At 31.3% G+C, this 13485-nt stretch carries 13 protein-coding genes and 1 pseudogene; 2 read left to right on the top strand and 12 right to left on the bottom strand.

Annotated elements, in window-relative coordinates; genetic code table 11:
• Positions 1-2 precede the first annotated feature (2 nt).
• From dut to GX311_06175, 12 genes are all read right to left on the bottom strand, one after another.
• Positions 3-440 (bottom strand): dUTP diphosphatase, encoded by a 438-nt coding sequence (gene dut / locus GX311_06230; protein ID NLK15975.1) that lies wholly within the window; start codon positions 438-440, stop codon positions 3-5.
• Entirely contained in the window at positions 412-1905 is a 1494-nt protein-coding gene (locus GX311_06225) for an oligosaccharide flippase family protein (GenBank protein ID NLK15974.1), read from the bottom strand. Before GX311_06225 ends, dut begins: the two co-directional genes overlap by 29 nt.
• 10 nt (positions 1906-1915) lie before the next feature.
• The gene (gene nadA, locus GX311_06220) at positions 1916-2893 is read right to left on the bottom strand and encodes a quinolinate synthase NadA (GenBank protein ID NLK15973.1); all 978 of its coding nucleotides are present in this window, start codon (positions 2891-2893) and stop codon (positions 1916-1918) included.
• A gap of 433 nt (positions 2894-3326) precedes the next feature.
• Positions 3327-4025, bottom strand: coding sequence for a hypothetical protein (locus GX311_06215; GenBank protein NLK15972.1), 699 nt, complete (start codon positions 4023-4025; stop codon positions 3327-3329).
• A gap of 83 nt (positions 4026-4108) precedes the next feature.
• Complete coding sequence (queA, locus tag GX311_06210; GenBank protein ID NLK15971.1) at positions 4109-5158, bottom strand: tRNA preQ1(34) S-adenosylmethionine ribosyltransferase-isomerase QueA; 1050 nt, start codon at positions 5156-5158, stop codon at positions 4109-4111.
• Positions 5159-5200: 42 nt separating this feature from the next.
• Positions 5201-5926 carry a tRNA pseudouridine(55) synthase TruB gene (gene truB, locus GX311_06205; protein NLK15970.1) on the bottom strand — a complete coding sequence of 242 codons (726 nt, stop codon included), beginning with the start codon at positions 5924-5926 and terminating at the stop codon, positions 5201-5203.
• Between the two features lie 51 nt (positions 5927-5977).
• Positions 5978-6760, bottom strand: coding sequence for an undecaprenyl-diphosphate phosphatase (locus GX311_06200; protein NLK15969.1), 783 nt, complete (start codon positions 6758-6760; stop codon positions 5978-5980).
• 1 nt (position 6761) lies between these two features.
• Positions 6762-7019 carry a DUF3098 domain-containing protein gene (locus tag GX311_06195; protein ID NLK15968.1) on the bottom strand — a complete coding sequence of 86 codons (258 nt, stop codon included), beginning with the start codon at positions 7017-7019 and terminating at the stop codon, positions 6762-6764.
• A 19-nt stretch (positions 7020-7038) separates the two neighbouring features.
• Entirely contained in the window at positions 7039-7818 is a 780-nt protein-coding gene (locus GX311_06190) for a cell division protein FtsX (GenBank protein NLK15967.1), read from the bottom strand.
• A gap of 294 nt (positions 7819-8112) precedes the next feature.
• Positions 8113-8862: a uroporphyrinogen-III synthase gene (locus GX311_06185; GenBank protein NLK15966.1), complete on the bottom strand. Its 750-nt coding sequence runs from the start codon at positions 8860-8862 to the stop codon at positions 8113-8115.
• A gap of 35 nt (positions 8863-8897) precedes the next feature.
• Entirely contained in the window at positions 8898-10082 is a 1185-nt protein-coding gene (locus GX311_06180) for a DUF4271 domain-containing protein (protein NLK15965.1), read from the bottom strand.
• Positions 10079-11389: a glycosyltransferase family 4 protein gene (locus GX311_06175; GenBank protein ID NLK15964.1), complete on the bottom strand. Its 1311-nt coding sequence runs from the start codon at positions 11387-11389 to the stop codon at positions 10079-10081. Before GX311_06175 ends, GX311_06180 begins: the two co-directional genes overlap by 4 nt.
• A 199-nt stretch (positions 11390-11588) precedes the next feature.
• On the opposite strand from GX311_06175, the gene GX311_06170 reads away from it, so the two are divergent.
• Complete coding sequence (locus GX311_06170; GenBank protein NLK15963.1) at positions 11589-12590, top strand: 5-methyltetrahydrofolate--homocysteine methyltransferase; 1002 nt, start codon at positions 11589-11591, stop codon at positions 12588-12590.
• Between the two features lie 798 nt (positions 12591-13388).
• Positions 13389-13485 (top strand): annotated as a pseudogene (locus tag GX311_06165) (bclB domain-containing protein).

Genomic DNA, 13485 nt, shown 5'->3' with positions numbered 1-13485 from the left:
ATTTAAATACCCGTGTGACCAAAACCTCCGTCGTTTCTTTCAGTCGAATTTAAAGAATCGACAACATTGAATTTAGCTTTCTCAAACTTAGAAAAAACTATTTGTGCTATTCTATCTCCGTTATTAACAGTAAAAATATTGTTAGAGTGATTAATTAAAATTACACCTATTTCACCTCGATAATCGGTGTCAATAGTTCCTGGTGAATTTAAGACTGTTATACCTTGTTTTAAAGCCAAACCGCTACGTGGACGGACTTGTGCCTCATAACCATCAGGAAGTTCGATAAAAACGCCTGTTTTTATCAATTTAACCTCATTTGGATTGATACAAACGCTACCATCGGGAAGATAAGCACATAAATCCATTCCAGAACTACCACTAGTTTTGTATTCAGGCAAAATTGCGCCATCACTTATTTGAATTTTTACCTCTAACATAATTCGAAACGATATCTTTAATCTCTTTGTTTGACAAAACTACAAATATAACATAACCTACTATTAAAATAGAACTAAACAGAAGTTTTATATAAAGGTTATCTGTTTTAACAAAATAACTTAATATAACAATTAACACCGTAATTAAGATAAGGTTAATCATAAACTTATAATCATAATTTATTCTATAATAGATTCGCTCATAGTAAATTGTAAGAAATAACATTGCACTATAACAAATCAAAGTGGCTAAAGCAGAACCCGTATAACCAAAAATTGGAATTAATAGATAGTTACCAAGAATTGTTAAAACTGCTCCTACCAATGAAAAATACGCAGAAAAATATGTTTTATCAATAACCTTATACCAAACACCCATAGTGTAGTATAAACCAAAAATTAAATTAGAAAATAAAATGATAGGAACAATATGTAATCCTTCATGATATTTTGACCCAATAAAAAATTTAAAAATATCTATATACAAAACTATTACTAAAAGAACGAAGGCACCAAAAATCAAATAATACTTTGAAATTAAGGCATATATATCTTTACTATCTTTATTACCATATACTTTAAAGAAAAAGGGTTCGAGCGCATATCTAAACATTGAATTAAAAATTGTTATCAATGCAGCTAATTTATAATTAGCTGCATAAATCCCAATTTGTTCGAAAGCTGATACATCTTTGGGTAACAAATATTTAAGTAAGATTTTATCTGCCACTTCATTAATCATACCTAAAATACCACTAATCATTATAGGAAACGAGTAAACAATCATCTCTTTGAACAGAGGTAATTGAAACTTTTTAAAATATGATTTTGTGTGCGGGATTAGCAAAAGAAATGTACAAAAACTAGCTATTAGATTTGCTCTAAATGTATATTCAAGTAGATTATCTTGGGAAAAGATTCTATCAAAATTAAATCCATACTTGTTTATTAAGAGAGGTATTAACCACAAGTAAATCAAATTAATAACAATGTTAATTATAATATTAACAATCTTTAAAAGAGCAAAAGTTTTTGCTTTCTCATTATATCTTAACGCAGAAAATGGTATTGCAGTAACAACGTCGAAAAATATAATTCCAATAAAATACCATAGATATTTAATATTATTAATTCCAATAGCTTTAGCAATATCTACTTGAAAAATTAAAACTAACAAACTAAAAGCTAAAGCATTAGCGAGAAGAAAATAATATGATGTTGTAAATACATTCTCTATTCCCCTATTTTTGGCATATCGGAAAAAGGTTGTCTCCATTCCAAAAGTTAAGAGGATAATAATGAAAGCACTAAAAGAATAAAGATAAGAGTGTGTTCCATAATCGGCAACCGAATGTAGAACACGTGTATAAAAGGGTGTTAAAAGAATATAATTTAATATTCTTGGTATAACTGAACCTAATCCGTAAATTACGGTTTGTCCAGCCAACTTTTTAAATTGATTCATTCAATAGTTATTAACTCAATTTAATCATCTCTTCTAATGGTTTCGAGGCTTTTAACCTTATATCTTCAGAAAAATTTATCTCAGGAAGTTCATATTTAAGAGTCAAATAAATTTTCTTTAAATTATTTAATTTCATATAGTTACATTCATTGCAAACACGGTCTGAATTCTCAGGAGGTGCAGAAATAAATATCTTATTTTTGTTTTTCAATTTCATTTGATGAATAATACCCGGCTCTGTTACAATAATAAATTTCTGTGCTGAATGTGTTGTAACATAATTTAGAAGTGCTGATGTACTTCCTACAAAATCAGAATGTTGTATTATATCTTGCTGACATTCTGGATGTGAAATTATTAATGCATCAGGATTATCTTTTTTCAGTTGTAAAATTTTCGGTAAACTAAATCTCTTATGAACGTGACAAGCACCTTTCCATAAAACCATTTTTCTACCTGACATCATTTCCACGTATTTACCCAAATTTTCGTCCGGAGCAAAAATTATCTTTTGACTTTTAGGAATGCTTTGGACTATTTTTACTGCATTGCTACTCGTACAAATAATATCTGATAAAATTTTTACTTGTGTTGAGCTATTTATATAAGTAATAACTTTATGATCGGGGTATTTTGAAATAAACTCTTTAAAGTCTTTTGGATTACAACTATCAGATAATGAACAACCTGCATTTAAATCAGGAATTAAAACCTTTTTAGAGGGGTTTAATATTTTAGCTGTTTCTGCCATAAAAACAATACCGGCAAACAAAATAATGTCAGCTTCGGTTTTTTGTGCTTCTTGTGCAAGTGCAAGGCTATCGCCAAGAAAATCAGATATATTTTGAACGTCAGGAGAAAGATAATAATGCCCTAATATAATTGCATTTTTTTCTTTTTTAAGTTTATTAATCTCATTAACTAAATTAATTCCATGCGGAATTTCCTCTTCTATAAATCCATTTTTAAACATTTCATTATATATCATAAAAAGAATAATTTTTTTAATTTTAATATTATGATGATGATTATGTAGTGTTAATAACGTTGATAATTTTTATAAAAATATGTTGCAAATATCGTTCTAATATTTTATTAAAAGGATATTAACAGTTGGTGATTTGTAAAATCTCTTAAAACTAATGATTTAATATTTATATTCACAACTGTTAATAAAATTAGTTTTTTTATACTTTTTACGTTAAGGTATATTTTTTAGTTCCAAAATCATTAAAAATTGGTTGATAAAATTAAATAAATAGATAATAAATATTTTGCTTTACAAAAAAGTGTTTGTGATATATAAGTTTTGGAAAAACACAAATTAACTTTTTAATTTTTTATTCACAAAAACTTAACAATTTATTATTAAAAACTTAACAATAAATGTTACACAATACAATTGTAGCAAAAGTATAATTTTAAGGATTAAATTCGTTCTCTTTAACCTTAATTCCGCTTAATTTTAAGAGATATAGACACACTTCTCCTATTTCTTTATGTTTTGCCATTTTGCGATGAACCATATGATAAGATTTATCAATACTTCCTTCTAAAATCCAAGTTGAACCGTCGAAAACAACAATACTCGTTTTTTCGATAGGAGATATATTCCAAAAATTTATGCTGTTAATTATGTTTTTAAACTCTACCCACTTATTTTTGTCGATAGTTATCGTATCTTTTATTATCAATTTATCTTTATTGGAGAATCTATTATAACGTATGTATTTTGCTATTAAATAAGCCTTTTTCCCGTCATTTTCTATTCTTATCGTTAATGGATTATGAGCATTTTTTAAATAGGCTGACCATGTAAATCTATAAACTTCATAGGGATATTCATGATGCAGCTTTGGTTCATTCAGCTTTGAAAGTTCCATTGAGAGAATAAAGTTTATGTAATTAGCTGCATATTTTCGTCTTTCGTAAAATTCATTACCTTGTATTGTACCATCTGCTTCAGGGTTTATTGTGTCAATAAAAAACTTATCAGGAAAATATAGATTATTATCTATTGAGATATTATCAACTTCTTGAGCGCCTAATGGAAATGTAAAGAACAATAAGTTAAATATTATAATTATTAAAGTATTAATTTGCATATATTCTCTAGTCATTTCAAAATATTAGATATATGTATTTAAAATAAAAGCGAGGTTGTCTCAAAACTGAGACAACCATTTATTTTATGACGTTACAATTATATAATCAGCATAGCGTCTCCGTATGAACCAAATCTATATTTCTCTTTAATTGCTTCGTTATAAGCATTCATAATAATATCGTAACCGCCAAAAGCAGCCACCATCATCAATAATGTTGATTTTGGGAGATGAAAGTTTGATATCAGCTTGTCAACAATAGTAACTTCATATGGAGGGAAAATAAATTTATTTGTCCATCCTTCGAAAGGTTTGATATTACCAGTCGTTGTTGTAACAGTTTCAAGAGTTTTAAGAACGGTTGTTCCTACTGCACAAATACTATTTCTATTTTTGTGTGCTTCGCAAACCATTTCTACAGTTTCATTGCTTACTACTATTTGTTCAGAGTCCATTTTGTGTCTAGTAAGGTCTTCTACTTCAACCTCTCTAAAGTTTCCTAAGCCTGCATGTAGGGTAATAAATGTTCGTTTAGCCCCAAGTATTTCAAAACGTTTTAACAGTTCTCTGCTAAAATGCATTCCTGCTGTTGGAGCAGCAACAGCGCCTTCGTGAGTTGCAAATATTGTTTGATATCTTTCTGAATCTTCGGGTTCTACTTGTCTGTTGATAAACTTTGGAAGAGGAGTTTCTCCGAGTTTATACAGAATTTTTTTAAACTCCTCGTGTGTACCGTCAAATAAAAAACGTAATGTACGACCGCGTGAAGTGGTGTTATCAATAACTTCGGCAACTAGTTCGCTATCTTTACCGAAATAGAGTTTATTTCCTATCCGAATTTTACGTGCAGGATCGACTAAAACGTCCCATAATCGTTGATCACGGTTTAGTTCGCGTAAGAGAAAAACTTCAATGTCTGCGCCAGTTTTCTCTTTGGTTCCGTGTAATCGGGCGGGAAATACTTTAGTATCGTTAAACACTAAGAGATCATTTTCTTTGAAATAATCCAAAATTTCGCGAAAAATTTTGTGTTCAATCTCACCGGTAGCTCTATTTACCACCATTAATCGTGATTCATCACGGTTATGAGTTGGGTTTAAAGCAATCAGTTTGTCAGGTAAGCTGTATTGAAACTGCGATAACTTCATACTATATATGTTTTAAGAATTATTAACAGTAATGATATTTTTTTATTGTGTGTTTGCAAGTTGTTTAATTTTGTCACAATAAGATTCAACATCTTGAGCGTTACTTAATTTAAAATCTCCTATTTCAACTCGTTGAAGTTCTTTAAGATATGCTCCATTGTTAAGCATTGTACCAATATCGCGAGCTATTGCTCTTATATAAGTTCCTTTGGAACAAAGTATCTCTAATTTTATCTCGTTTTGTGAATATTCTAAGAGTTTGTTTTCATAAATATTGACTTCAACAGGTTCGAGTTTTTTTGAGTCGCCATTTCGTGCTAAATCATAAGCTCTTATGCCGTTTACCCATTTTGCTGAGAATAAAGGGGGTTCTTGCAAAATAGTTCCTGTTAGTTTTTTTAATACCGAAAGTACATCAATTTCGGAAATATTATCAACAGACCAAGTTTGGGTTATTTGTGTTTCTAAATCATAAGATGGTGTTGTGTTTCCAAGACTTATAGTTGCAATATATCTTTTAGGTTGATTTTGAATCGCTTCAATATTTTTTGTTTTTTGTCCGGTGCATAATATTAATAATCCTGTTGCTAAAGGGTCCAACGTGCCGGCATGACCTATTTTAAGTTTTTTTAGTTTAAGAGATCTGCTTACAGTCCATTTAACTTTGTTGACAACATCAAAAGAGGTCCATTTGTATGGTTTGTCGAAAAGAAGAATTTCTCCACTTATTAAATTGGTTTTTACTGTATTAATATCAGTGTTATACATTAAGCCCAAATTATTAAGAAAAGTAAATAACAGGTTTTTAAATTAAATAGATTACAAAAATAGTATTACAGAAAGACCAACTATGGCACAATATATTGCAAAATAGTGCAATCGTCCATTTGTTACCATTTTTATCATGAACTTACAGGCGAATAGTCCAACTACAAATGCTGTAATAAATCCTGCAATAAGTGATGATGTTGGTGTTGCTGCTGTAATATTTCCTTTCATTAGATCTAAGAAATTTTCGCCAAGTATTGGAATTATTACCATAAGGAAAGAGAATTTTGCAGCTTTAGCTCTATCTATTTTTAAAATAAGTGCTGTTGAAATAGTTGCACCACTTCGGCTGATACCAGGTATAACTGCAATTGCTTGTGCAATTCCTATTATAAATGCATTGAAAAATCCAACATCCTTTTTATTATTACTTTTATTTAGCCATGCAAAAAATAGTAATGCTGCTGTAATTAACAACATATATCCAATAAAAGCGATACTCTTGCTTGCAAAAATATTTTCCACATAATCTTTAAAAAACAACCCCACAATAGCAATCGGAATCATGGATATAAAAATTTTTACAGTGTATTTGGTTTCTTCGTTCCATCGAAATTTTAAAAGTCCTTTAAAAATTTCTAAAATTTCCTTTCTAAAAACCACTAATGTACTTAAAACCGTTGCTCCATGTACTAAAACGGTAAACAGTAAACTATCTTCGCCTTTTGTGTTAAGCAAAGTTTCGCCTATCATTAAGTGCCCAGAGCTTGATATGGGTAAAAATTCAGTAATTCCCTGAATTGCACCCAAAATAATAGCCTTTAAAATATCCATACTATTTTGTTGCTGTTTGATCTCGCATTATTACCCAAATATTGAAAACAAATCCAGCTATAACAATAATTGGAGCAAGGGTAATTCTAACGAACGAAAACATCTCGGGAGTTTGACTAGGATCGTTGTTTGGATACCAAACTTCTGGTGATGAGGGAGCACCCCCTATCATTAAAATAAATCCTAAAACAACTATGCCAAATCCTAACAGTAAAAGACGTGCATTTTTACGTGAGATAGCAAAATCTTCTTCTTTCATATGTTTTTAGTTTTATATGTTAAAAATATAATTTATCCGTGTTGATTTTTAGATATTTATTAACTGCAAACAAAGTAGAAAACAAGCTAATAATTACACCTAGAATTATTACAAATACGTATAATATTGATATTGCTGTAAAATTATCAAATATATGTAATTCAGGGAATTGATTATTTCCTACGTATATAATACCACTAAGTAGTATTATTGCAATAAGTCCACTAATTATACCGTGAAAAACTCCAGTTCTAATAAAAGGCGCTAGTATAAATTGTTTAGTAGCACCGACCAATTCCATGGTTTTAATTAAAAACCGTTTTGAGTAGATTGCCAAATGTATCGTATTATTAATCAGTACTAATGATATAAAAAACAGTACCAATGCAAATCCTAAAATTATGAGACTGATTTTGTGAATATTGTCATTAACTAAGGCAATCAGATTTTTTTGATACCATACCTCTTTTATTTGATCAGATTTTTTTAACCTGTTTTCAATGGCTTTTATTGAATCATTGTTTGCATATTCTGCTGTAAGCTTAATTTCTATTGAAACTGGCAGAGGATTGTGACCAATAAATTGAACAAAATCTTCACCCAAATCTTCCTGTAATTCTTTAGCAGCTTGTTCTTTGCTTATGTATCGAGTTGAGCGTACATACGATTGTGTTTCAAAGCCCTTTTGCATTCGTAAAATATCGGCCTCTTTTACATTTTCATGTAAAATTATGCTTATTCCTATGTTTTCTTTTACGTGTACACTAATTTTACGGGCGTTGATGATTAAAAAGCCCATTATTCCTAACAAGAGAAGAACTAAAGTTATGGAAACTATCGTGGTTATATATGATGTTTGTAATCGCCTTACAGATTGTTTATCTTCTCTCACCCCGATAACAAATAAAGTTATTAAATATTATCTCCAAATAGTATTAAAAATAACTATCAGAAGCTACAAAAATAGTGCTTTTTACAGCAAAAAGCAATAGTTGTGTTCAATTAACAATCAGCAATTATTAACAAAATAACATCGAATTATGTCCAACAACCTTGAATACAAGGGATTATAAAGAAGAGATATGTGCTGTCTCTACTTCTTTTTATTAACTTCTGTAATATAATGGTCGATTGCCATAATCATTGAAGGAGCTTCTGGTGTTGGTGCTTCAATGTTAAGTGTCAATCCTGCTTCACGCATTGCTGCATGTGTAGTTGGTCCAAATGCTCCGAGAATTTTATTGTTTTGAACAAAATCGGGAAAGTTTTCAAACAATGAGGCTATTCCTCCGGGAGAGAAGAATATTATGGCGTCGTAGTCGTCCAAATTAATGTCTGATAAATTGCTTGAAACAGTATGGTATAATACAGCAGGTTGAAATTTTATTTTTTCTTCCTTAAGTCGGTTTGGTATTTCCTGGTTGTGTATATCGGATAGTGGAACTAAAAAGTTTTCGTTTTTATTTTTTTGTATAGTTTTAATTAAATCTTCAAATTGTCCGTTTCCGAAAGAGATTTTTCGTTTTCTATAAACAATATATTTTTGCAGATATACAGCTACTGATTCCGAAATACACATATATTTCATTGAATCGGGTACAGAGAACCGCAACTCTTCGCACAAACGAAAATAGTGATCCACTGCTACACGAGATGTGAAAATTATGGCTCCATAATCTTGAAAATTTATACGTTCCTTGCGAAAATCTCTGGCAGAAACGCCCTGAACGCGGATAAATTGTCGAAATTCGAATGCTACTCCATGTTTTTCTGCAAGCTCAGAGTATGGATTTTTTTCTGTCTCGGGAGCTGGCTGCGAGACTAAAATTCGTTTGATTTTCAAGGCCTTAGTTTTTTAAGTTTAATGTCCAGCCGTTTTTAAATTGATTTGTTAAGAATTTTAAAAATAATTAAGCAGGGACCAATTTCTAGGGTGCAAAAATACAAAATCAAATAGAAAATAGAAAATCCTTTGCGAATTGTAATTAAAAAAAGACGAAGAATTCGTATAAAATATAACAGCAATAAAACTGTAACAATGGCTATAATAAAAAATTCAACGATTTTTTCAGGCAAGTAAGGAATAATGATAATTATTGGAATTATTAGTAATCCAGAAATTTTAAGGAACAGATTTCCCTGAAAAGTGTATTCTGCAATAATATTGTTTATGCGAAATAATGAACCTATAAATAAATTTATAGACTTTTTAATAAATATTATAACAAGGTGTAGAGCTAAAAAAATTAAATAGTGTTGCCAAAAATTAAAATTATAAATTCTGAACCCATAAAAATCTAAAGAAAGTGTTATAAAGGCTGGTAAAGAAAGTAAAAAAAGTATGTTTAAAATATTAAAGAATCGGTTGAAAACTAAGTTTTTTTCGTTAAAAATACGAACTGATAGGTTATACACAAACGTGGATTGGAACATAGGTTTAAAAAACTTGCCGAAAACAACTCTGGTATACACTATAAGAATAAGAATAATGATATTAAATCCTGTAACCCAATCAATATTGGTAAACTGTTTTATCTCAGATTTGGGTCGTCTGTTAATGAGTTGTCCGCTAATAAGGTGAGTGTCTGCTTTTTGTATAGGCTCTACAATAGGGAAAATAGTATATTGCGGTGTGTCGCCTTCTTTGATAATTTTGTTTGAAAATATATCAAAAGTAAACTGAGTTTTTTCTGTTAACTTGACTGTATCAGTTTTTTCAATGTCTGATATTGTTTCCGTAGGGGTCGTAATTTTCTCTCGAGGAGTTATTTTTGGGGACTTAATATCTTCAATTTGTTTACTTCCTGATACAACTATTTTATTTGTAATAGGGTCGTACTCTTTAAAAGAGGCTCTTTTGTTTACTGTTTTTAAAGGTGTTAATATAAATGATTCTTTAATAAGTTCGATTTTTTCGGGTGAAGCAAACTGTTTTTTTGCTAAAACATCATAAACAGGAATGTCTGATGGTTGTGTCAGCAAATTATCGACTGTATCATTGTTTTCGGCAGGTTTTACCGAATCGGTTGGATTAATATTTAGGTCTGTTTGGGGCATAATCATTTGCTAATTTCATTTAGATACTCAGCCACTTTGCCAACTTGATTTTTTACCGAATATTGTTCAATATTAGCGGATTGAACACTGTTGTTGTTATTTAAGAACAGATTGTATCTATTTTCGACAAAGGTACGTATTCCTTTATAATCATCATACTCAAAACTATTTCCAGAGAAGTTTTGTTCAACAATTTTTTTGACGTCAGAGTTGTTAGGACCCAATACTAAAATAGGGCGACGTGCTCTTAAACATTCAAACAGCTTGCCGGGAATACGTCCTTGTGCGTTTTCTGCTTTATTTAATGGAAGAAACAGAACCTGACTGTTAAATGTACGTTCAATGGCATCGGTACGACTAATGGTGCCGGGTAACCAACAATTTTCTAAAAGGTTATTCTTTCTTAATTCTTCAACAATACTGTAATCGACCATTCCGGGGAATTGAATGCTTAAATTTTCTGAAAAACTTTCTGTCTCTTTTTTCATATCACCTAAAACCTTAAAAAAAGTTTCAGGTAAACGATCAAAGCCAAGCATGCCAGCGTGTGTTATTGAAAATTTGGCATCTAAGTTAGATGTTACTGCCTGGAACTCTTGTTCGTCGTAGCCCCAGAATATCACATCTACATTTTTTGCGCCAATCGATTCCAAATCCTTTTTCCATGTAGGACTTGCAATGGTGGTTTTAGCTGCGGTATTAAAGGCTTCTTGCTCCATTCTTACATGTTTTTTATGTGCCCAACGTGTGAGTTTCAGCAGCTTATAGTAATCTACTTGTGTCCAGGGGTCTTGGTAGTCAGCTAACCAAGGGATATTGAATGTTTTAGATAACCGACAGGCTATCACAGTATTTGTGTGTGGAGGACCATCGCTTAAAATAGCATCTATATGGTTCTCTTTTAACCATTTAGAGAGATATTTTACCGAAGGTTTAATCCAAAATTTACGGGCATCTGGTATAAAAAAGTTACCACGTATCCAAATAGCAAGGTTATCAACCCACGTGCGTTTGTCTCTGACATGAACAGGATTGTTCATTGCACTTGAAGGCTTACGTCCAGACGCTAATTTAAACATATTGTAGGGCTCCCAAATAGGTTGCTTTAATATTGTTATTCCTTCCGGGATGTGAACAAAGTTTGTATCATCAAAATATGGATAGTGAGCATTTTCAGCAGTATAAACCACAGGTTCCCACCCAAAGTCACGTAGATATTTAGCAAACTTTAAGCAACGATGGACACCAACACCACCTGAAGGGGGCCAATAATATGTTATTATTAGAACTTTCTTTTTCTCTTTTAAATCCATTTGTCAGATTTTGCCCTTGAATTAAAAGGCAAAAATAGCAATTATAGATTTAAAGGAGTTAATAATCAAATAAGAAACGAATGTATCAAAATTAAACAGACGTATAAGTGGTTGGTTGTCAGACACATATGTTTTGTGTGACTTTTTGTTGAAAAATTTAGATTACATTAGTAGAATTTTGCATCTATTATTGAGTGACATGAGTAGTAGAAGTCAATTGCTTATCAAACAGTTAGAACAAAAAATTCTTATTCTTGACGGAGCAATAGGAACCATGATACAGCAATTAAATCTTGTTGAGAAGGAGTTTCGTGGAGATCTGTTTGTAAGTCATTCCCAGAATATTAAGGGAAATTATGATATTTTGAATTTATATCAGCCAGAAATTGTTAAAAATATTTATAAACAATATCTTGAGGCAGGTGCTGATATTATTACAACAAATACATTTAACGCAAACTCAATATCACAGACAAATTACGGTTTAGAAAATCATATTTATGAGATCAATTATAAGGGAGCAAAGCTTGCATGTTCTGTTGCCGCAGAATATAATACTCCAGCGAAACCTCGATTTGTTGCTGGCAGTATAGGTCCTACTAGTCAAATGTTGAGTTATTCTATAGTTGTTAACAATCCTATCTCCAAAGGGATTACATTTGATATGCTAGTTGATTCATATTACGATCAGGTAAGGGGTTTGTATGATGGCGGGATAAATATTTTTCTTATAGAGACAATTTGCGATATTCAAAATGCCAAGGCTGCAATATCTGCTATAAAAAGATTGTATAGCCAAACAGAAAACGAAATGCCTATAATTTTGTCGGCGACAATAGACAAAGCAGGTCGCATTTTATCTGGTCAAACGCTAGAAGACTTTTATGTTTCTCTCAAGTATTCAGAAGCTTTGAGTTTTGGTTTAAATTGCGCTTTCGGAGCCGAGTATTTAAAGCCTTATGTCAAACTACTCTCAAAAATATCATCAACATTTATAACTGTTTATCCCAATGCAGGATTGCCAAATGAATTTGGTCAGTACGCTCAATCAGCTACTGAGATGGCAAACATTATTGAGGAGCTATGTGGTGCAGGGTTGGTAAATATTGTAGGCGGGTGTTGCGGAACAACACCCGAATATATTGCGGCTATTGCTAATATGACTGCTAAATATAAACCGAGAAAAGTGTTTAAATATTAATTGTCTTTCTGTTAATTCTTTGCAAAGGTTCTCGAGAGGTGGGAAAGGGTGTTGTCTTCAATATTTTCTTACTCTGTTTGGAAACAAAACAACTTATTAGTCTTGGCGCTTTTGTCGTTTTGCTATTATAGAAATTCTGTTTCTCAGACCTTTACAAAAGGTTTTTATTGTTTATTATTTGCAAAAAATGAGAGAAAATATAGAGTGCTTTTAAACTTAATTTCTAATTTTTAAAAGTAATTGTCATTCACTTTCGCCAATATATACAACATGCGTCGTCAATAATCACCGCATTATAAATACGATGAAAAACAACTACCCCATTTTATAAAAACACCTATTGCATTTTTAATTTATTTTGTTTTAATTTACATTGCGGAAAATTGAAAACATATAATTAATTAAAAGTCAAGTGTTATGAAACGATATTTATTCTCGATTTTATTGTGCATAGCTGTATTTGTATCAGCTAGCGCACAACAACAAGGCTTTAACTATCAAGCCGCCATACAAAAACAAGATGGCACAATGATTCAAAACAAAGAGGTTAATTTACGGATAAGTCTGATTGCTCAAAACAACTCCGTTTATTACTCTGAAACACACAACAGTACAACTAACAATCTAGGTATTGTTAACTTAACAATAGGACAAGGCCAAATACTATCTGGCAATTTCGCAGATATTCCCTGGGGCAGTGAAGTAGTACTGATAAAAATTGAATTAAAAGCTAGTAACAACGATTACGTTCATATGGGAACATCCCCAGTTATGTCTGTACCATACGCCATGTACGCAGCAACAGGTAATCAAGGACCAGAAGGACCTATTGGACCAACTGGACCACAAGGCGAACAAGGACCTCAGGGACCTACTGGACCTGCTGGGCAACAAG

The sequence above is a fragment of the Bacteroidales bacterium genome, assembly GCA_012519055.1.
Taxonomy (GTDB): domain Bacteria; phylum Bacteroidota; class Bacteroidia; order Bacteroidales; family Salinivirgaceae; genus JAAYQU01.
Note: the sequence above shows the minus strand (reverse complement) of the source record. Positions and strands in the feature narration are given on the sequence as shown.